General features: G+C 56.4%; 17 protein-coding genes and 2 tRNA genes. 11 read left to right on the forward strand and 8 right to left on the reverse strand.

What is annotated here, in order from left to right; all coding sequences use genetic code 11:
- Positions 1-334 precede the first annotated feature (334 nt).
- A complete protein-coding gene (gene folD, locus JRF57_06665; GenBank protein MBW2303383.1) occupies positions 335-1,243 on the reverse strand; it encodes a bifunctional methylenetetrahydrofolate dehydrogenase/methenyltetrahydrofolate cyclohydrolase FolD in 909 nt (302 codons plus the stop codon).
- A 258-nt stretch (positions 1,244-1,501) separates the two neighbouring features.
- Here folD and JRF57_06670 point away from each other — a divergent pair, with 258 nt between their 5' ends.
- Both JRF57_06670 and JRF57_06675 read left to right on the forward strand, forming a co-directional pair.
- Entirely contained in the window at positions 1,502-2,233 is a 732-nt protein-coding gene (locus JRF57_06670; GenBank protein ID MBW2303384.1) for an NAD-dependent deacylase, read from the forward strand.
- Entirely contained in the window at positions 2,230-3,036 is an 807-nt protein-coding gene (locus JRF57_06675) for an SAM-dependent chlorinase/fluorinase (protein ID MBW2303385.1), read from the forward strand. Before JRF57_06670 ends, JRF57_06675 begins: the two co-directional genes overlap by 4 nt.
- On the opposite strand, the gene JRF57_06680 is transcribed toward JRF57_06675, so the two are convergent.
- Complete coding sequence (locus JRF57_06680) at positions 3,033-3,350, reverse strand: HNH endonuclease (GenBank protein ID MBW2303386.1); 318 nt, start codon at positions 3,348-3,350, stop codon at positions 3,033-3,035. The two genes, JRF57_06675 and JRF57_06680, sit on opposite strands and share 4 nt — an antisense overlap.
- A 223-nt stretch (positions 3,351-3,573) precedes the next feature.
- Between JRF57_06680 and JRF57_06685 the strand changes: the two genes are divergently transcribed.
- From JRF57_06685 to JRF57_06715, 7 genes are all read left to right on the forward strand, one after another.
- On the forward strand, positions 3,574-4,065 hold the full coding sequence (locus JRF57_06685) for a nucleoside deaminase (GenBank protein ID MBW2303387.1): 492 nt from the start codon (positions 3,574-3,576) through the stop codon (positions 4,063-4,065).
- Positions 4,042-4,137: transfer RNA gene (locus tag JRF57_06690), tRNA-Ser, on the forward strand. Before JRF57_06685 ends, JRF57_06690 begins: the two co-directional genes overlap by 24 nt.
- Positions 4,138-4,752: 615 nt before the next feature.
- A tRNA-Ser gene (locus tag JRF57_06695) sits at positions 4,753-4,846 on the forward strand.
- Between the two features lie 21 nt (positions 4,847-4,867).
- A complete protein-coding gene (gene dnaX, locus JRF57_06700; protein MBW2303388.1) occupies positions 4,868-6,517 on the forward strand; it encodes a DNA polymerase III subunit gamma/tau in 1,650 nt (549 codons plus the stop codon).
- Between the two features lie 31 nt (positions 6,518-6,548).
- Positions 6,549-6,863 (forward strand): YbaB/EbfC family nucleoid-associated protein, encoded by a 315-nt coding sequence (locus tag JRF57_06705; GenBank protein ID MBW2303389.1) that lies wholly within the window; start codon positions 6,549-6,551, stop codon positions 6,861-6,863.
- A gap of 10 nt (positions 6,864-6,873) precedes the next feature.
- Positions 6,874-7,479: a recombination protein RecR gene (gene recR, locus JRF57_06710; GenBank protein MBW2303390.1), complete on the forward strand. Its 606-nt coding sequence runs from the start codon at positions 6,874-6,876 to the stop codon at positions 7,477-7,479.
- Entirely contained in the window at positions 7,479-8,852 is a 1,374-nt protein-coding gene (locus JRF57_06715; GenBank protein ID MBW2303391.1) for an FAD-binding protein, read from the forward strand. The genes recR and JRF57_06715 overlap by 1 nt, the downstream gene beginning before the upstream one ends.
- Before the next feature lie 46 nt (positions 8,853-8,898).
- On the opposite strand, the gene JRF57_06720 is transcribed toward JRF57_06715, so the two are convergent.
- From JRF57_06720 to JRF57_06745, 6 genes are all read right to left on the reverse strand, one after another.
- Complete coding sequence (locus JRF57_06720; protein MBW2303392.1) at positions 8,899-10,002, reverse strand: ATP-dependent 6-phosphofructokinase; 1,104 nt, start codon at positions 10,000-10,002, stop codon at positions 8,899-8,901.
- Between the two features lie 233 nt (positions 10,003-10,235).
- Positions 10,236-12,491, reverse strand: a complete 2,256-nt coding sequence (lptD, locus tag JRF57_06725) for an LPS assembly protein LptD (GenBank protein MBW2303393.1) — start codon at positions 12,489-12,491, stop codon at positions 10,236-10,238.
- Positions 12,492-12,531: 40 nt separating this feature from the next.
- Positions 12,532-13,830, reverse strand: a complete 1,299-nt coding sequence (locus JRF57_06730) for a bifunctional folylpolyglutamate synthase/dihydrofolate synthase (protein ID MBW2303394.1) — start codon at positions 13,828-13,830, stop codon at positions 12,532-12,534.
- A gap of 148 nt (positions 13,831-13,978) precedes the next feature.
- A complete protein-coding gene (locus JRF57_06735; GenBank protein ID MBW2303395.1) occupies positions 13,979-16,093 on the reverse strand; it encodes a DUF3553 domain-containing protein in 2,115 nt (704 codons plus the stop codon).
- A 227-nt stretch (positions 16,094-16,320) separates the two neighbouring features.
- Positions 16,321-17,103: a zinc-ribbon domain-containing protein gene (locus JRF57_06740; GenBank protein ID MBW2303396.1), complete on the reverse strand. Its 783-nt coding sequence runs from the start codon at positions 17,101-17,103 to the stop codon at positions 16,321-16,323.
- Positions 17,094-17,366 carry a hypothetical protein gene (locus tag JRF57_06745; GenBank protein MBW2303397.1) on the reverse strand — a complete coding sequence of 91 codons (273 nt, stop codon included), beginning with the start codon at positions 17,364-17,366 and terminating at the stop codon, positions 17,094-17,096. The genes JRF57_06740 and JRF57_06745 overlap by 10 nt, the downstream gene beginning before the upstream one ends.
- Before the next feature lie 176 nt (positions 17,367-17,542).
- On the opposite strand from JRF57_06745, the gene JRF57_06750 reads away from it, so the two are divergent.
- Positions 17,543-18,145, forward strand: coding sequence for a histidine phosphatase family protein (locus tag JRF57_06750; protein MBW2303398.1), 603 nt, complete (start codon positions 17,543-17,545; stop codon positions 18,143-18,145).
- A 3-nt stretch (positions 18,146-18,148) separates the two neighbouring features.
- Positions 18,149-18,826 carry a Crp/Fnr family transcriptional regulator gene (locus JRF57_06755; GenBank protein ID MBW2303399.1) on the forward strand — a complete coding sequence of 226 codons (678 nt, stop codon included), beginning with the start codon at positions 18,149-18,151 and terminating at the stop codon, positions 18,824-18,826.
- The last annotated feature ends 61 nt before the right edge of the window (positions 18,827-18,887 follow it).

Below are 18,887 nucleotides of genomic sequence, written 5' to 3' on the forward strand. Positions count from 1 at the left end.
GATCCTTGCAAAGGATCCCCAAAGGAGACTTCAAAGGGCCGGTGAACTGGAAAAATACCTGCTGGCCCTCCTCCAACGCATAGATCGACTGCGGCCCCGCCCCAAGGCTTAAGGGTAAAGCAAAGGGCCCGAGCACCATGGCGCCCGGGCCCTGTTCATCGAAACCCGCAAGGTCTGTGAGACCTTTGAAAAACGCCCCCTTTTGCCCAATCTCGGCGTCAGGCCCAAATTTTAATCCTCGAAATACTTCAATGTATTCCTGTGGTTAAAATTTTCGCCTTCCTTGACCTTGAACAAAATTGAACGTTTTTCAAGGGTCTCGTCTGTTCTGTTATCAGGCGATCCCCAACTTAAATTTGAGGGAACGGAGGGTGTTCTTCATCAACATTGTGATGGTCATGGGACCAACGCCTCCAGGCACCGGCGTGATCCATCCAGCGATTTCCTTGGCAGCGTCAAAGTCCACATCCCCCTTGAGGATGGGCACCTTTTTCCCCGTTTTTTCACTGATTTTTTCGCCCACCCGGTTGACACCTACATCGATTACGCAGGCCCCCGGCTTGATCCACTCGGGTTTGACCAGTCCTGGCACACCCGCTGCCACGATGAGGATATCGGCCCGCTTGCAGTGGAAGGCCAGATCCCTGGTTCCCGTATGGACGACGGTCACCGTTGAGTTGGCGCCCGGACCCTTCTGCAGCATCATATTGGCGATCGGTTTCCCGACTATGTTGGAGCGTCCCACCACGACGACCTCAGCGCCGCTGGTCTCCACTCCCGCCCTCACGATCATTTCCTGGATGCCCGCCGGGGTGCAAGGGGGAAATTTCACCTCCGAACCGCCGATCATCAATCGGCCCACATTGACCGGGTGAAATCCATCCACGTCCTTGTCGGGATCAATGGCGTTGAGCACCTTCTTTTCATTGATGTGTTTCGGAAGTGGAAGCTGAACGAGAATTCCGTTGATGGTATCATCCTTGTTATACTTGTCGATCAGGGCAAGAAGTTCTTCTTCTGAGATATCCTCCGGTTGGTTGTCCTGGATCTCCTTGAATCCAAGCCGGTTGGCCGTCTTGATCTTCAGGGTCACGTAAGAGACCGAGGCGGGATTTTCTCCGACGAGAATCGTGACCAATCCGGGAACCACACCGTGTTCTTCCTTGATCTTTTTTACTTCCTCTTCGATTTCTTGAAGGATTTCTTCACGAATTTCCGTGCCTTTGATAAGTTTTGCCGTCATCTCCTCACTCCTTTCCAAGCTTCATGGTGTTGGCAAATTAAGGGCCCCGGCCGAAAATCCACCGGAAGGAAAACCGCTGCACACCCGGTTTCCCATGAAAGTCCTATTATCATCAAGATTGTCTGGATAGCACATGTGGACGGCAAGATCAATCATTTTAGTCCGACTCTCCTGATCCCCATGCGCCTCCTTCCCGGCCGGTTTGCGCCGCCCGTCACCTGCTTGACTTGGGGAGGGGTTTCCATTACTCTCCCGATCATGGCGGACGAACTGGAGATCCTCAGGCAGAAACTGGCGTCAGCCGAAAGGGTGGCGGTCCTCACGGGCGCCGGTGTTTCTGCAGAAAGCGGGGTGCCCACTTTCAGGGGAGAGAACGGCCTCTGGCGTAACCAGGACGTGATGGATTTGGTCACCCCCTCCGGTTTTGCCCGGGATCCCAGGCGGGTATGGGAGTTTTACAACTGGCGCCGGAGTCTCATCAACCGCGTTACATTCAATCCCGCCCACGAGGCCCTGGCCGAACTGGAAAGAAGAATCCCCCATTTCACTTTGATCACCCAGAACGTCGACGGCCTTCACGTAAGGGCCGGGAGCCGGAATATCCTGGAGATTCACGGGAATCTCTGGAAGGTTCGCTGTACCCGATGCAACAGGGTGTCTCTTGACGATTCTTCCGATCTGGGGCCCTTGCCGAAATGCCGGGATTGTGGCGGTCTGTTGAGACCCCACGTGGTCTGGTTCGGCGAGTCCCTGGACGAGGCGCTCCTGCGCCGTGCTATACAAGCCTCAAGAGAGTGCCAGGTAATGCTCGTTGTCGGGACTTCGGCGGTTGTGCAACCGGCCGCTTCCCTCTCCATGGAGGCGAAGGCAGGGGGGGCAGTCTTGGCGGAAATCAACATTGAGAAAACACCCCAGTCCGAATTCATGGATTTCGTGTTCACCGGAAAGGCTGGGGAACTCCTACCGAAGCTCATCGAGAACTGGCCGTGAAACCCTCTGGAATCATCACCCTCACCACTGATTTCGGCCTGAGCGACCCTTACGTGGCCATGATGAAGGGAGTGATCCTGTCGGTCAATCCAAGGGCCACGGTCTGCGACATTACCCACCTGGTAAGGCCGGGCTCCATCTTCCAGGCGGCCTCTGTCATTCATGAGAGTTATCCCTTTTTCCCGGAGGGCACGGTCCACGTTGCCGTCGTGGATCCGGGCGTGGGCGGCGAAAGGCGCCCCTTGGTGATCCAGGCCGCCGGGCAATTTTTTGTGGGGCCTGACAACGGCCTTTTCACATCCATCATCCAGGATTGCCCCGACCTGAAGGCCTATCACCTGAAGGAATCACGCTTCTTCCTGCCCCGCGTCACCAGTACCTTCCACGGGCGCGACATCTTCGCCCCTGTTGCGGCCCATCTCTCCCTCGGGGTTCAACCTGACAGACTGGGCAGCCCCCTCCAGCAACCGGTCACCATCCCCCTGCCGCGACCGCGGGAAAGGGATGGGGTATTGTACGGCGAGATCGTCCACGTGGACGGATTCGGCAACTGTATCACCAACATTTCGGGGGAGGTCCTGGAGGGTTTTCTCGGATCTGCCACTCCACTCATCGAGGTCGGGCACCTGGTCATCGACCGGCTTTCACGGACCTATTCCGAGGCGGAAGAAGGACAACCACTCGCGCTCGTCAACAGCTCGGACAGGCTCGAAATCGCGGTCAACCTGGGCCGGGCCTCGGAATACCTGGGGGTGGCCCGGGACGAGATCATCGGGAGCGTCGTGCAGGTAAAGAGACGCTAGTCCCCTTTCCCGGAACCCTTTTCCCCGGAAAGGGAGGCCATGTATTCCTCCCATTCGAGGGGGAGGAGGTATTTTTTCTTGTTATTGCATTCCTTGCAGGCGGGAACGATATTGCCCTTTCGGCTCTTCCCTCCTCGGCTCAGCGGCAGGATGTGATCCATGGTGAGGTTTTCCCTGCCGACGCGGCGCCTGCAATAATAACAGATCCCTTCCTGGGTCCTTCGCATCCACCAGGCCGATCGGCGCAGCCGTCGGGCCTTTTCCTTTTCCCTCCGGATATCTTCCTCTCCCACCCCAGGGTCATCAAATGGCATGGACACGTGGATTGATCCTCCTTGCTCTCATGGCTTTTCTCGGTTCGCAGGGGGCCCCCCTGGCGGACACCCTGGGAACCCGCTTGCTTCCCAACCTACCACGATTTGCTTTGAAATTCATGTCCCTTGGTTTTCCCCTCCTGGCGCCGATCTTCCCCAGGGCCTCTGGAGAAGCGAAATCCATTGACGGTAGCGCCCTGTTCATGCTAGTCATTATCGTGATATGGAAGCCGATTACCCTCGACTCATGGGGTTGGCCCTCGAAGAGGCACGGCAGGGATTCGAGAAAGGGGAAGTGCCGGTTGGGGCACTGATTGTCAGTCCTGAGGGACGGATCCTGTCAAGGGCACATAACCAGCCCATTTCCCTGTGTGACCCTTCGGCCCATGCCGAGATTCTGGCCCTTCGGGAGGCGGGTGCCAGGGTCGGGAATTATCGCTTGACGGGGTTCACCCTTGTCGTCACCATTGAGCCCTGCCTCATGTGTATGGGGGCGGCCCTCCATGCAAGGTTGGCTAAGGTTGTTTACGGGGCCGGGGATCCGAAGGGGGGCGCGGCGGGCTCCCTCTATGACGTTTCCCGGGATGAGCGCCTGAACCACCAGATCGAGGTGATTTCGGGGATCCGGGGTGAGGAGTGTGCCCGGCTGATCCAGCGTTTTTTTTCTTTCCGCAGGCAAGGAAAGAAGAGCGGAGAGGTACCGAAGTGGTCGTAACGGGGTCGACTCGAAATCGACTTGTCCCGTGAAGAGCGGGGCACGTGGGTTCGAATCCCACCCTCTCCGCCATTTAGCCTCATTTTGCCGAGACCTTTGAAAAACGCCCCCTTTTGCCCAATTGCGGCGCCTGCCTGTGCCGGGCCTATCTGCCGTTCCAACGGGACAGGCAGGCACGGCAGACAGGTCAGGCTCAGATTTTAATGTCCCGGTCTGTAAATGGGAGAACCTTGGGCTTTCCAGGCGAAGACTTTAGTTGGATCGTTTTCTTAGTAGGGTTCAAGGATTCAAGGGGCCCAGGGTTCGAGTGAGAAACCGGGATTTAAAGAAAGATGTTTTTCGCTTGACCCCTTGAACCCTCGGCCCCTTGGCCCCTGAGCTTTCGGCTTCAGCCGACAGTGGTTTAATCCTCGAAATACTTCAATGTATGGATGCTTGTCCCGCTTGGGATACAAAGCGGGGCGGTTGAAATTTTCGCCTTCCTTGAACTTGACCAAAATTGAGCATTTTTCAAAGGTCTCTTTGCCGTGTCTCAGTTACGCTCGCTACGTTTTCAACAGCCTGTTCATGCATCCTGTTCGATTCACTCGATGAAGCCAAAGGTGTCTCAAAGCCTGTTGATAAGGTGGATGGGGTGTGTTAATATAAATGGTCCAACAAAAGAGGATTTCGGTTTTTCGAAACCGCGGAGAGATGTCCGAGCTGGCTGAAGGAGCGCGACTGGAAATCGCGTGTACCGCCAAAAGTGGTACCGAGGGTTCGAATCCCTCTCTCTCCGCCATTTTTTTCTCAAGAGAACCACATGGCCTATGAAGTCCTAGCCAGAAAATGGCGCCCCCAGGTATTTCAGGATGTCATCGGCCAGGAACATGTTACCCTCACCCTGGTCAATGCCATCCGGACGGACCGGCTTGCCCATGCCTACCTCTTCAGCGGGGCCAGGGGGGTCGGCAAGACGTCCGTTGCTCGTATCCTCGCCAAGGCCATCAATTGCAAGGAGGGAGAACCGGGCGTCCCCTGTAATCGGTGCCCTTCCTGCACCGAGATCACCAGCGGATCCTCGGTGGACGTGCAGGAGATCGACGGGGCTTCCAACCGGGGAATTGATGAGATCAGGGATCTGCGTGAGAATATCAAGTACATGCCGACATCCAGCAGATTCCGGGTCTACATCATCGATGAAGTCCATATGCTTACCCTGCCGGCATTCAATGCCCTCCTCAAGACCCTTGAGGAACCACCGCCCCATGTTAAGTTCATTTTCGCCACGACCGAGCCCCACAAGGTGCCCATAACCATCCTCTCCAGATGCCAAAGGTTTGATTTCAAGAGGATTCCCGTTGCCAAGATCGTCCAACACCTGGGCAAGATCACGGCTGAGGAGGGAATCGAAATCAACCCATCCGGACTCGCCCTCATCGCCAAGGAGGCGGAGGGCAGCATGAGGGATGCCCAAAGCCTGCTGGATCAGGTCATCGCCTACACGGGTTCCAAGGTCAAGGACCGGGACATCGCGGACATCCTCGGCCTCGTGGACCGGGCGTTGCTTCTTGAAACGACCGGGGCCGTGATCGAGGGAAAGGTGGAGCAGTGCTTCCGGATTGTAGACAAAGTTTACAATTACGGTTATGATCTGAAAGAGTTCTACCGAAGCTTGATGGATCAGTTCAGGAACCTCCTGGTGAGCCTCGTGGCCCCGGGAGAGGACCTCCTGGACGTGACTGAGAGCGACCTGGAAGTGATCCGCAAACAGGCCCGAATGGCCGGGGAGGAGAGGCTGCAGCAGACCCTCAACCTGCTTATCTCCAGGGAAGAGGATTTGAGGTATTCATCCCATCCGCGGTTGGTCCTGGAAGTCCTCCTGGTCAAACTGTGCAGCCTCGGGTCGCGCCTTTCCTTTGATGCCCTGCTGAAAAAGATCGAAGAGCTTGAAAGGAGATTGAGCGATCCTCTTTCCTCAACGCCGGAACCCTTAAGGAAGCTTTCCGATCCCGGCATCCAGTGGAAGGAAAAGACACCCGAAGAAAGGCCGGTCTCCCTGGATTGGGACGGATTCCTGATTTTCCTTTCTTCCAAGAGCGGTCCGATAGCCAACGTGTTGAAGGAATTCAGCCTCCTGGAATCTTCCGGGGATACCGTGGTGCTTTCCAAGGGAGGGAATCCCTTTTCTGCGGATTACTTCGAGGATGCCGAACGAATGGACAGGTTGTTGAGGTACTGCAGGCAGTATTTCAACCGAGAAGTGAAAATCAAGATTGTGGGGGAAAGGAGGAAGGAAAACGGAAACCTGGGGCCCCCCAAAAAAGAGGGCTCGATCTCCAGGCCCGAAATGAAAGTCAACCTTCCCCCCTCGGTCCAGGAAGTCCTGGACATGTTTCAGGGAGAACTCAAGGGGGAAGTCCCCTCGGGGAATTCAGACCCTTTACAACCCGACGATACCAAGAAACCATAGGGAGGCATGAACAGTGAAAGGCATACCCAACATGGGAAACATCATGAAACAGGCCCAGAAGTTTCAGGCAAAGATCGCCAAACTCCAGGAAGAACTGGGTGATAAAACCGTGGAGGCCTCAGCGGGGGGCGGCATGGTGATAGCCGTTGCCAATGGGCGGCAGGAAATTCTTTCCATCCGAATAGATCCCGAAGTCATTGATCCAGAGGACCCGGAGATGCTCCAAGATCTGGTCCTGGCCGCGGTAAACGACGCCTTGACACGGGCAAAGGACATGGTGAGTGAAGAGATGGGAAAATTGACGCAGGGGATGAACATCCCCAATATCCCCGGGCTGACCTCCTGAGTATCGAGTCATGTCCATCTATCCCCCGCCACTGGAAGAGCTTATTTCGCAACTTTCAAGGCTCCCCGGCATCGGGCGAAAATCCGCCACGCGGGTCGCCCTCTTCATTCTCAGACAGGATGAGGGGTTGGCCCGGGATCTGGCCCGGAGCATCCTTCACGTTAAGGAGAGCATACGGCTCTGCTCGGTCTGCTTCAACCTTACCGACAGCGATCCCTGCAGGATTTGCCGTGACGAGAGCAGGGACGCCGAAGTGCTCTGCGTAGTGGAAGGCCCTGATGACCAGATGGCCATAGAGGAATCCGGCGCCTTCAGGGGACGATATCATGTGCTTCACGGAACCCTTTCCCCCCTTGATGGCATTGGACCTGAGGACTTGAAAATCGGTGAGCTCCTCAAGCGCCTGGACAGGGAAGAAGTAAAAGAAGTGATCTTGGCCACCAACCCAACCACGGAAGGGGAGGCGACATCTTCTTACTTGGCCGGGCTCCTGGTCTCCAGAAACGTGAAGGTTACCCGGATCGCCCTCGGGATCCCCATGGGCGGGAACCTGAGATTCATGGACTCCTTGACCCTGCAACACTCCTTGAAGAGTAGAAGTCCCGTGCGGCCGTGATGGACGGATACACCCTCCAGGCCCTCTACCAAATTCTCGGCCCGAAGCATCTTCTCACCCGGCCGGATGAAACAGAGAAATTCGCCTCAGATGCCACTGATCTTAAGTTCGTGCCGGAAGCCGTGGCTTTCCCGGGCAATGCGGAAGAGGTGTCGCGTATTCTTCTTCTGGCCAACGAAGTGGGATTCCCGGTAATCCCGAGGGGAGCGGGAAGCGGAAAGACGGGGGGTGCTCTGCCCGTGGAGGGGGGGCTCGTCTTGGCCATGGACCGTTTCAACCGGATCCTTCGTATCGACCGGGACAATCTCATCGCCGAAGTGGAGCCGGGAGTCGTGACGGCCCGTTTTCAGGAAGAGGTGGAAAAGGTAGGCCTCTTTTATCCTCCCGACCCGGCCAGTTTCCGCGTCTCCACGATCGGGGGAAATGTGGCAACCTGTGCCGGCGGGCTGCGGGCCGTCAAGTATGGTGTGACACGTGATTACGTGATCGGGTTGTCCATGGTCCTGCCCACCGGGGAGATGCTGCGTACCGGCGTTGAAACTCCGAAAGGGGTGGTGGGCTACGATTTGACCCGACTCGTCGTGGGCTCCGAGGGTACCCTGGCCGTGATCACCTCCATCACCCTGCGGCTTCTCCCCAAGCCGGAGATGAAAAAATCCATGCTCGCCTTCTTTGATCGGGCCTCAACTGCCGTGCGGACCGTATCGGAAATGATTCGCTCCGGAATCCTTCCCGCCACCCTGGAGTTCATGGACAGGCTGTGTCTCGATTGTATGCGGAATCAAACGCGGCATTTCATCCCCCCTGGTGCCGAGGCCCTGCTCCTAATCGAGGTGGATGGTGATCGGAGTTCCGTGGAAATGGAGGCTGAGAGGATCCGGCGGGCCTGCCAAGGAGGCGGATGCCTCGATTTTCGTGCGGCAACACGTGGGGAGGAAGCGGAGGAGTTCTGGGAGATTCGCAGGGAGATATCAGAAACCCTTTTCGTTTACGGGCCCCACAAGATCAGCGAGGACGTCGTGGTGCCGAGGAGCCGTATTGCCGAGTTCATCGATATCCTTCGGGGACTTGAAACCCGATACCGGCTCTCCATGCCCACATTCGGGCATGCCGGCGATGGAAACCTGCACGTCAACATCATGTATGACAAGGATAAGGAAGGCGAAAGCGAGAGGGCCGAACTCGCGGTGAAGGATCTATTCAGGCACACCCTGAAAATGGGAGGGACGATTTCAGGGGAACATGGTATCGGACTCACCAAGGCCCCCTATCTGGGCATGGAACTATCCAAAACCGCGATTGACCTGATGCTCCGGGTAAAGAAGGCCTTCGATCCAAAGGGGATCCTGAATCCAGGAAAGATTTTCACCTAGGCGCCGATTCGGGAAAACGGCGCGTTTTTCAAAGGTCTCGAAGCCTTTAGAGGATCCGATCCAGGGTCCTGTAATTCTTGGTGCTGTAAAATTTCTCTACGTCAACCAGATTTAACTTTTCGAGGGCCTTTTTGAAGGGGACCGTGGTAATTTCTCCTTGTTTCAGGCTCACCATGCGTCCGAAGTCCTCATTTACAATCATATCGATGGCCGCCACGCCGAACTTTCGTCCCATCCGACGGTCATAGGCTGTGGGGGCCCCGCCCCTTTGGAGGTGCCGGAGGGCCACGTACCTCACTTCCAGGTTCGAATGCTTTTCAATTTCCTCGGCGATGAACCCGCCGATCCCCCCGAGGTAGTAATTGCCGAAGCCGTCCCGGCCCCGCTTCTCGTGGACTTCCTCCAGCCCCCTGGGCTTGGCTCCTTCGGAGACCAGTACGATGCTGTACCGCTTCCCGGACTTTTTCCTCATCTTCAACAGTTCGATGACACGTTCCATTACAAAATCGTGTTCCGGGATCAGGATGATAGCGGCGCCTGATGCCTCTCCTCCTTCCAAGGCCAGCCATCCTGCTCGTCTCCCCATGGATTCGACCACGAAAACGCGGCTATGGGATCCGGCGGTGATCCTCAGCCGGTCGATATCGTGGGTAATGATATTTACGGCCGAGTCGAATCCCAAGGTATAGTCGGTCTCGGATAGATCTTTGTCGATGGTCTTAGGGATCCCCACGATCGGGACCCCTTCACGGAACAGCTTGTAGGCGACTCCGAGGTTGTCGAATCCACCGATGACCACCAGGGCGTCCAACCCCAGTTTCTTGATATTCTCCAGGAGCAGTTCCGATCTGTCTTTTTTAGGATCAAAAGGATTCAGGACACTTGTCCCCAACCTCGTGCCTCCATAGCGGTCCCAGGTCCGGACGAGGTTCTCATCCAGTTTCATGGTCCATCGCTTCCGGCTCTCCTTTTTGTCTGGTTTGACCTGGATGAGCCCTTTCCATCCGTCTATGATCCCGATGATCTCGAACATCATGCCTCGGATGGGCACGAGATCCTTATCCAATGCGGAGTAGACAAGCCAATGGATCGCACTGTTGATCCCCGGGCAATCCCTGCCTGCGGAAAGCACACCGATCCTTGTCTTCATTTCTCCCCCCAAAAACTTTTTCAAGAGCGTTGAAGCATTGTTTGGAACTATAAAGAAAGGGTTGAGTGGTGTCAAGGAAGGCAGGAGAAGCCAATCCCCACCCCCCGGCGTAACTGCCCGGAGCCCTGCCGGCCCATACGGGGTTCGCCCCGGTATCTCGAATTCGGGCTCCCGGCTCGTCTCCCCCCTCTCTTGCCCCCCGGTCTAGATTGAGTCAGGAGGACGATTGCTCCCTATTTCTCCGGGAGGTTCCCCAGCCCAAGGAGCCGGAAGGTGACCATGAAGCTGCTCGAATCATCCTCCTCTTTCACAGTGAACCGTACGGCCCAGCACTGGGCGGTGTAATCCAGGTAGTAGCTGTTCTCTAATGCGTCCCCCCGATCGAAATCCCTCCTGACGGAGGTGCCCATGGAAAATCCCTCGGTGAGATTGAGATCAAGGTGGTAGCTCAGGCTGTTGGTGCCACCTTTTTCATAGAGGTAATCCACGGAAAAGGAGTCCTTTCTTCCCCCGGAGCGGGGAACCCTGAATTCGAAGGACAGGTCGGCCAGGGTCACTTGATCCTCGTAATGATCCCACTGGAATTCCGACTTCAGGTCAAGGTCAGGAGATGGAGTAAGGGTCAAGACGGCGGTGAGGGGTTCGAAGGGTTGTTTGCCCCTCCAGGGTTCTTCGTCTCTCCTGGCCTCGTGGAGATCGTAAGCCTGGCTGAGGCTGAAGGTCCCCCATTGGGCATAGGATCTTTCCCCCTTTTCGTTTTCCATGCGGGCATCGAGCAGATTTTCAAGTGTGAGGGTAAGGGTGTTGATCTTTCCCTTTTCGTCGATGGGTTCAAACCAGGGCCGATATCGATCTTCATCGTTATACCCACGGTAGGTATATGTGAGGGAAGGAACAAATTTGTGTTTTACTCTCCTGGCATCGCCCCAATGGATATCAAAGGTTTTTTCCAGGATCGTGGAAATCCGCGTTTTCGATTCATAGGCGGCCCTGCTTTGCCGGTCGTTCCCCCCCGTGTTCCCGTCCATCCATTGGACGTCCGAGTCAAAGGCAAGGGATTGTTCGAGTTCCAGATACCGTCCGAGGCGGAAGGGATAGGTGAGCTCAGGAGAAAAGGCTATGCTGTGCCCCTTGATCCCCTTCTCCCGCCATACGTAATCATGGGAGGCCCCCACTTCGTAAAAGAGGGGGAGATCCTCGATAGGAGACGGGAGCCCGGCGAAGGCGAGGCCGAGGAGCGGTTGGGGTGTCTCGTCATCAGGCGGGTTTTCCGGCCGCTGGTAGTAAGAGGTCTGACCCTGAAGGCTGTAATTCTCTCCATCCCGGCTCAATCTAAGGGTGGAACGCCTGAGGGGCGAGTATGTGTCATCCATCGGCCTCCCGGAAAAGTCCACCAGGTCCGGCCTTGCCTGGTAGCCGTACATTTTTCCCATGAATTCTTTCAGGTAGTCTTGGTCGCTCACGAAATCGGCGTCCAACCTCGCATTGACCCCGAGCGGGAATTCCTGGTCGGCCCTCCCCCTGAGCCAGTACCGGGTCTTGTTGGTCCTGGGATCGGGACTGAGATCCGCTTCTTTCGGATCCGAGAGATCCTTCCGTTCCACCTTGTCCCGAAGGATATCCAGCAGAAACGTTCCTTTGGAGCCGTCACGGGCGAGATACCGGTACTCCAGGCCCTGCATAAATCCCCTTCGGGTCATGTATCGTTCATAGAAGGTGGCGTCGGTATTCTCGGAAATCGCCCAGAAGATGGGAATCTCGATTTCTCCTCCGTTCCTGTCCGAGTACCCCACCCGAGGAGGGAGGACCCCTGACTGGCGCTTGGTTTTGACGGGGAATACGGCGTATGGGAGGTAAAAGACCGGGAAATTTTTGATGCGGAAGGCGGCGTTTTTGACGTAGCCGTATCCCTCCAAGGTGATTTTGACCTCTGATCCGGTGATGCTCCAGGCCGGTCTGTCTCCATCGCAAGTGGTCACGCGGCACCCCCTGACCACATAGGTCTCCGGCCCGATCCGCATCATGGAGGAGCCCCGGATATGTACATTGTTTTCCCTTAAAAAAATATGGCCCCGCGTCAACTGTCCGTAATGGCTCTTGAGGTCGAAAATCCCCGTCTCGCCCGTTATCAGGTCACCGTGGCTTTCCAGGCGCACATCGCCCGTTACCTGGACGATGCCCGTTTTCTCGTTGTACATGGCCCTTTCGGCGAAAAGGAAATTGTCCCCCTTGGAGATCGTGACATCCCCCTTGGCCGTGTACAGATTTTCCTTTGCATTGTAACTCAAGTGTCTGGCCGTGATTTGCCAGCGCGCGTTCCTGTCCTCCAAGAGTCGCTCCCCTCCCCACTTGCTCTTGGAAAAACACGGGGGTGGGGCATGCAGGCCTGCCAGCATGAGGACGGCCGGGATGACGGCCAGGCATCGTAACCATCCTCTGAGGAAACCTTGATTGCGTCTCACTTGTTTCATGGGGAGAATCCGGTTCATGCTGGGGTCTCAACGGACGTTTTGTTCCCCCGCATTCCTTTCAAACATCCTCCAGGGGATACCGACCGGGATCGAAATAGGAAAGGGCTTCCCCGGCGGTGAAGAGGGACCCGCATACGAGCACCATGTCTCCAGCATCGGCTATCTTGCGTGCCTTGTCAAGGGCTTGGCGAAGGCCGGGAAGAACTTCTCCCTCCCTCATGATCTTTTTCGCCGCCTTCATGATTTCCCCCGGTTCAGCCGATCGCGAATAGATCGGTCGGGTGGCGATCAAGTAGTCCGACAGGGGGACGATCCCTTCCACGATTCCCCGGATATCCTTGTCCGCCATTACGCCGAGTACGAGGATGAGCCGTCTGTATCGGAAGCACTCACGAACAGACTCCGCCAACTTCTTGACGGCGGCCGGGTTGTGTGCTCCGTCCAGAACGGTCAGCGGGCGGAGCGATACGACTTGCAATCTGCCCGGCCACTTGGCGCCTTTAAGGCCCTTCAGGATAGCGTCATGGCTGAAGCGGTACCCCTTTCGTTCCAGGATTTCCAGGGCACCAAGGGCCGTCGCGGCGTTTCGGTGTTGAAACGTGCCCACAAGGCCCAGTTTCACTTTGTTCAGGCGTCTGCCAAGGCCATAATAATGAAACCCTCCATTGCAAGACCGGTACCGGAAATCTTTCCCCACCCGCCAGAAGGGGGCCTCCCTGGCCTTGCACGCCAGGTCGAGGTGCCGGATGACATGAGGCTGGGTGGCCCCGGTCACCAGGTCCACCCCCTGCTTGATGATCCCGGCCTTCTCGCTTGCTATCTGCAGGAGGCTGTGGCCGAGGAAGGCCTGATGCTCGAGGGAGATATTTGTGATCACTGAAACAAGGGGGGTGATCACATTGGTGGCGTCAAGACGTCCTCCCATGCCCACTTCCATGATAGCGATATCGGTTTTTTCCTCTGCAAAATAGATCAGGGCCATGGCTGTCGCCACCTCGAAGAAGGTCGGGAAATGCCCGGGGTCGATCACTTCCATCAATTTTCCGGTAAGCTCAGCGACCCTCTTCGGATCGATGTTCTTCCCGTTCACGCGGTAGCGTTCCGTGAAACTTACCAGGTGGGGTGAGGAGTAAAATCCCACCCTCATGCCGGATTCCAGGAGGATTGATTCCAGCATGGCGGCCACGGACCCTTTTCCGTTGGTTCCCGCGATATGAATATAGCGTTGCCCTTGATGCGGATTTCCAAAGGCTTCCAGGAGATTGGAGGTCTTGGAAAGACCGAACTTGATGCCGTATTTTTGAAGCCCGTAGAGATAACGCAGGGCATCCTTGTAAGAAAGAGTTCCTTTTTTCATGGGTTCATACTCCGAAACTTTCGTTCCCGGCGAATCATGCGATCATCAGTTCCCCGGGTCTCCGCCTGCCGGTCACCCGGCCTACAGACACTCCTCATGCCCACTTGAACAATGTATTTCCCTGTATCGCGATTTCTGCCGCCGCCCGCTAAATCTTTTCAAGGGTGGTATAGGACAGGTGAAGCAGCTTTTTTCCAACCTTGCCGAACAGTACTTCGATCTTCTCCCCACCCTGAACCTTGGAGACTACTCCCTTGCCGAATGCCGGGTGACGGACACGGTCACCCGGACGCAACCTGGATCCCCCCCTCATCTCTCGGCCCTGTTTGGAAGGGCTTTCACTAAATGGGGTAGGTTCGGAAACATGAAACTGGAATCCTGCCTTTTCCCGGCGGGTGACGCCTTCAGGCAGTCCCTGGAGAAAGCAGGAAAGACGGTCCCTGTATGGCATCCCCGAGTTCATACCGAAAAAGGGAGACTGGAATCCGGACACTTCCCCTGCCGGATAACACAGGATCAACTGGTCCCTGGCCCTGGTCGCCGCCACGTACATGAGGCGGCGTTCCTCCTCTAGGGCCTCCACTTTGGAACGGGCCCTGGCGGCGGGGAAATAGCCGTCCAGTACCCAGATTACGAAGACCACGCGCCATTCAAGGCCCTTGGCCGAGTGCACGGTGGAGAGGGTGAGGACATCGCCCGGTTTCTCCCGGCTGAGGTCCGCCGGACTCGTTGGAGGTTCCAGTGCAATATCGTCCAGGAAGGATCGGATCGAGCGGTATCGTTCGGCCATGATCGCGAGTTGCTCCAGTTCCCTCTGGCGGCGGGGGTAATCGTCAAAGAGGTCCTTGAGAATAGGATCGTAGTATTGGATGGCCCTATCTACAGCCTCCTCGGGCCTCAGCTTCTCTTTCGATAGGGACCTGAATAATTCGGCCAGGGCCTTCAATCCCTCCTCCCGTTTCCCAGCTTTCGGCCAATCGGCCACCTGAGAGGGGTGGGCGTCGGTTTCCTTCATCCAGCTCACGATGGCCCGGCTCTTTCCCGGGCCGATGTTCTTGACCATTTTTAAAACGCGTTGCCAGCTGACCACGTCCTGCTTGTTCACCAGGACCCTGAGAAAGGCCAGGAGATCCTTGATGTGGGCCGATTCCATGAACTTGAAACCACCGTACTTGACGAAAGGGATTCCCTGGCGGGCCAGTTCCATCTCGAGTGTGAAGGAATGATAGGCGGCCCTGAAGAGGACGGCGAAGTCCCTCAAGGAGCGCCCCCGGGCCAACTCTTCTTTGATGGTCCTGCAGATGTAGCGGGCTTGGTCCGGGTCGGTCCCGGTGTTCACCAGCCTGGGCAAGTCGCCGCCCTTCCTGCGGGTGAAAAGGCACTTGGTGTATCTTTCTTCCGCCTTTTCCATCAGGGCGTTAGTAAAGTTCAATATAGGCTGGGTGGATCTGAAGTTTTCTTCCAGCTTGATGGTCTTGGCCTCGGGGAAGAGTTCAGCAAAGGAGAACATGTTCTTGAAATCCGCCCCCCTAAAGGAATATATGGATTGGCTGTCATCTCCCACCACCATGACGTTTCGGTGTTCATGTCCCAGCCAGTGTATGATTTCCGCCTGGGTGGCGTTGGTGTCCTGGTATTCATCCACCATGATGTAACGGTATTGCCCGGCAAGGAGACGACGGACTTCCTCCTTCTCGGCGAGCAGCCTCCTCAACAGGAGAAGGAGGTCGTCATAGTCCATGAGTTGGTGTTCCCGCTTATACTCTCCGTATAGCTTTCCGATCTTCTCCAATTGTGGAAGCACACCGAGAAACTGGGCGTATTCCTCCATTACCAGATCGGGCAGGGAGCACTTAAGGTTCGCCGCCTTGCTCAGGATGTTCGCTATGGTGGCCTTTTTGGGAAATCTTTCCACCTCCCTGTCCACCCGGATTTCCCGCACCAGAGACTGAATCACCATTTCCATGTCGGAACGGTCCAGTATCGTGAAGGTCCTTTCAAAGCCCAGGAGATGGGCATGGCTCCGGAGAACCCGGTGTGCCAGGGAATGAAAGGTGCCGCCCGAGACTCGCCTGCAGTTTTCGTCAACGAGACCTGCAGCCCGCTCGAGCATCTCCCCCGCGGCTTTCCTGGTGAAAGTGAGAAGGAGGATGCCCTCGGGAGGAACGCCCGTTTCAACCAGCCTCGCCACCCGGTATACTAAGGTCCTGGTCTTCCCACTCCCGGCTCCGGCAACTACGAGGAGGGGACCCTCCAGGTTCATCACGGCTTCCAGTTGGGGAGGGTTCAGCACCTTTTCATAATCGATAGACCGTGACAAGTCTGATTCCTTTCTTGACAAGTGTCAAAAAATCACCTGCCGCTCCGGCCGGGAGAAGGGACTCAACATCTCCCTGCATTCCCCCTCTCGCCCTTGGTGGGAATCGCCGTTTCTCGTTCCAGGGGGGCAGAAGGGTTTGTTGTTCCGGTACACGGGCGTTCCGGAGAAAATCAGTTCGAGAGGAGCAGGGGCGCTGCAATGGCCAATATTCCTAACGCGACAGCCGCCGGTGGAATCAGAAAGGCAAGGATGACGCGAGGATAGGTTGTCCTGTGAATTTTTTTGAGACCGACGATGCGGACGGCAAGCCGCCAGATTCCGCCCACAGCACCCCCGAAAAAGGGGATGACCTGGCAGATCCCGGCGGCCTGGGACAGCGAGATCACCCGGAAAGTGCCTTCGAACCCCTTGCTTCCGCCCCCCACTATCCATAGGCATGCGTGAAGAACACCACTTGCCAAAAACATACCGATGGTGACCCAGAGCGGCACGGTGATCAGGGCTCCGACGAACAGGAGACCCAGGATTTCCTGTCCCGGGAGATCTTCCGTGTAAGGGAGGATTTTCCCCCAGATTACGAGAAACTGCCAAAAGATACCGAACATCGCCCCCACGCTGCCGAAAAGAAGCCCGAAACCCAACGAGTCCTTGAGGCTCCCCCTGGCCGACATCTCTTGGAAGAGGAGACCGGGGGAAAATAACACCCCTCTTGAAAGGTCGTAGAGCCCCTTCCAGTAACCCAGGTCATCTCCTTTTTCTTCCCTCGGCCCCTTTCCCGGCAAGGTGCCCGTTGTCTTTACCGGGCCCTGGGCCAAAGGTTCGGATCCGGGCCGCTCCAATTTGAAGCGGTGCCTGCACCTGGGACAGGTGGCCCAGCATACCCCGGGGGGAAGCTTTTCTTGTGGGACCGTCTTCGAGTAACGGCAATTGGGGCAGGTGATTTTTACCGGCATTTGCCCTTTTTTTTCTCCTGGGCGATTTTTCGATGGAGGGCCTTTCTTTCGGACCACCGCCGGAGCATTCCGATCCAACCGTCTCCGGAGGCCCGATCCAGGATCCCGGACCTCATTTCCAGTCCCTCCCGGGTTTTCAGCGCAGCCCTCAGGCAGGAGACCCGATCCGGACACCGGGTACACTCGGGAGGAACCTCACGGAGTCCTCCCTTTCCGTGAGGAAAAACCCGATCCAGGATGCCAAAGCAATCCTTCTTTTCCATGGCCTTTTCCTCCCCCCCAAGCGAAATTCCCTTACCGAACGGGCCTGGAGGTTTTGCAAGCCCTCACCACCCGTCTGATCCCAGGGCGATTCCAGCCCGCTTATACACCATACGGATCCTTTAATAAAGCCCAATGTCGTTGACATCTCCGACTCCCGGTCATATCATTCTTATTTATGAATAAGCATAGCAGACTCTATCTGGTTCGCCACGGGCAGGTTGAGGGGTACGATCGAAATCCGGTTTACGGTCATACAGACGTTGGAATCACCCAGGTAGGGAAGCTCCAGATGGAGTCCCTTTCCGAGAGATTGCGGTTGGCCGATATCGGGGTCATCTATTCCAGCGATCTCAAGCGCTCCGTAATTGGGGCCCAAATCATCGCCCGTTACCACGATGTTCCCCACCATATTGTCCCTGAGCTTCGCGAGATGTATTTTGGAACCTGGGAAGGAATGACCCTGGAGGAGATCCACGAGCGTTTCACCCATGAATTGAGAAAACGCAAGAAAAACATCGTGGACTTCAAGCCGCCCGGGGGAGGGGAGAGTTTCAGTGAGCTTTCAGGGCGGGTGTCCCCTTGCTTCCGGGAAATCCTCGAAAAACACCAGGGTGAAAACATTCTTCTCGTGGGGCACGGCGGGGTCAACCGGATCATCCTTTGCGAGGCGATGGGGCTGGATCTTTCCCGCCTCTTCAGCCTTCGGCAGGACTATGGATGTTTGAACGTGATTGATTTTTTCCCCGACACCACCGTTGTCCGCCTTATGAACGGTTAACCCATGATCCATCACCTGGCCAACGTTCCTCTCTTCAGGGGCCTTCCCTTCGATCAACTCCGGGACCTGGCCGACATCGCCGAGGAAAGGAGGGTTGAGCGAGGGGCCATGATTTTCCATGACGGTGATGAGGGCAATGGGTTCTATGTGGTTATTGCCGGCAGGGTGAAGATTTACAAACTGTCCTTTGACGGAAAGGAGCAGATTCTTCACCTCTTCGGTCCGGGTGAACCTTTCGGGGAGGTCCCCGTGTTCGCAGGCCAGCGTTTTCCGGCCAACGCCCAGAGCATGGAGCCCGGCCTCCTCCTCTTTTTTCCGCGGGAGGCCTTCGTGGAGCTGATAACCGGCAATCCCTTTCTTGCCCTTAACATGCTGGCTGTTTTGTCCGTGCGCCTGCGACGTTTCGCCCACCTGATCGATGATCTCTCCCTCAAGGAGGTTCCGGGAAGACTGGCCGCCTACCTCCTTTACCTGAGCGAGAGAAAGATGGGTTCCCTGGATTTTGAACTGGGTATCACCAAGGGACAACTCGCCGCTCTTCTCGGCACGATCCCCGAAACCCTTTCCCGTATTCTCAGCCGGATGAAATCCCGGGGCCTGATCGAGACCGAGGGCCGACGCATCAGAATCCTGGACCTGGAAGGGTTGGAAACATTGAGGGAAACCGGCGGCAGACTTTAGAGGCCTTTGAAAAATCTCCCCTTTTGCCCAATCACAGCGCTTGCCCGGGCCGTGCACGGCA

The sequence above is a fragment of the Deltaproteobacteria bacterium genome (assembly GCA_019310525.1).
Classification (GTDB): Bacteria; Desulfobacterota; DSM-4660; order Desulfatiglandales; family HGW-15; genus JAFDEE01.

Coding starts and splice junctions, on each gene's coding strand:
- lptD (MBW2303393.1), bottom strand. CDS start 12,491: ATGAACCGGATTCTCCCCATGAAACAAGTGAGACGCAATCAAGGTTTC.
- JRF57_06705 (MBW2303389.1), top strand. CDS start 6,549: ATGGGAAACATCATGAAACAGGCCCAGAAGTTTCAGGCAAAGATCGCC.
- JRF57_06685 (MBW2303387.1), top strand. CDS start 3,574: ATGGAAGCCGATTACCCTCGACTCATGGGGTTGGCCCTCGAAGAGGCA.
- JRF57_06750 (MBW2303398.1), top strand. CDS start 17,543: ATGAATAAGCATAGCAGACTCTATCTGGTTCGCCACGGGCAGGTTGAG.
- recR (MBW2303390.1), top strand. CDS start 6,874: ATGTCCATCTATCCCCCGCCACTGGAAGAGCTTATTTCGCAACTTTCA.
- JRF57_06720 (MBW2303392.1), bottom strand. CDS start 10,002: ATGAAGACAAGGATCGGTGTGCTTTCCGCAGGCAGGGATTGCCCGGGG.
- JRF57_06740 (MBW2303396.1), bottom strand. CDS start 17,103: ATGCCGGTAAAAATCACCTGCCCCAATTGCCGTTACTCGAAGACGGTC.
- JRF57_06680 (MBW2303386.1), bottom strand. CDS start 3,350: ATGCCATTTGATGACCCTGGGGTGGGAGAGGAAGATATCCGGAGGGAA.
- JRF57_06670 (MBW2303384.1), top strand. CDS start 1,502: ATGGCGGACGAACTGGAGATCCTCAGGCAGAAACTGGCGTCAGCCGAA.
- JRF57_06715 (MBW2303391.1), top strand. CDS start 7,479: ATGGACGGATACACCCTCCAGGCCCTCTACCAAATTCTCGGCCCGAAG.
- JRF57_06745 (MBW2303397.1), bottom strand. CDS start 17,366: ATGGAAAAGAAGGATTGCTTTGGCATCCTGGATCGGGTTTTTCCTCAC.
- JRF57_06730 (MBW2303394.1), bottom strand. CDS start 13,830: ATGAAAAAAGGAACTCTTTCTTACAAGGATGCCCTGCGTTATCTCTAC.
- JRF57_06755 (MBW2303399.1), top strand. CDS start 18,149: ATGATCCATCACCTGGCCAACGTTCCTCTCTTCAGGGGCCTTCCCTTC.
- folD (MBW2303383.1), bottom strand. CDS start 1,243: ATGACGGCAAAACTTATCAAAGGCACGGAAATTCGTGAAGAAATCCTT.
- JRF57_06735 (MBW2303395.1), bottom strand. CDS start 16,093: ATGAACCTGGAGGGTCCCCTCCTCGTAGTTGCCGGAGCCGGGAGTGGG.
- dnaX (MBW2303388.1), top strand. CDS start 4,868: ATGGCCTATGAAGTCCTAGCCAGAAAATGGCGCCCCCAGGTATTTCAG.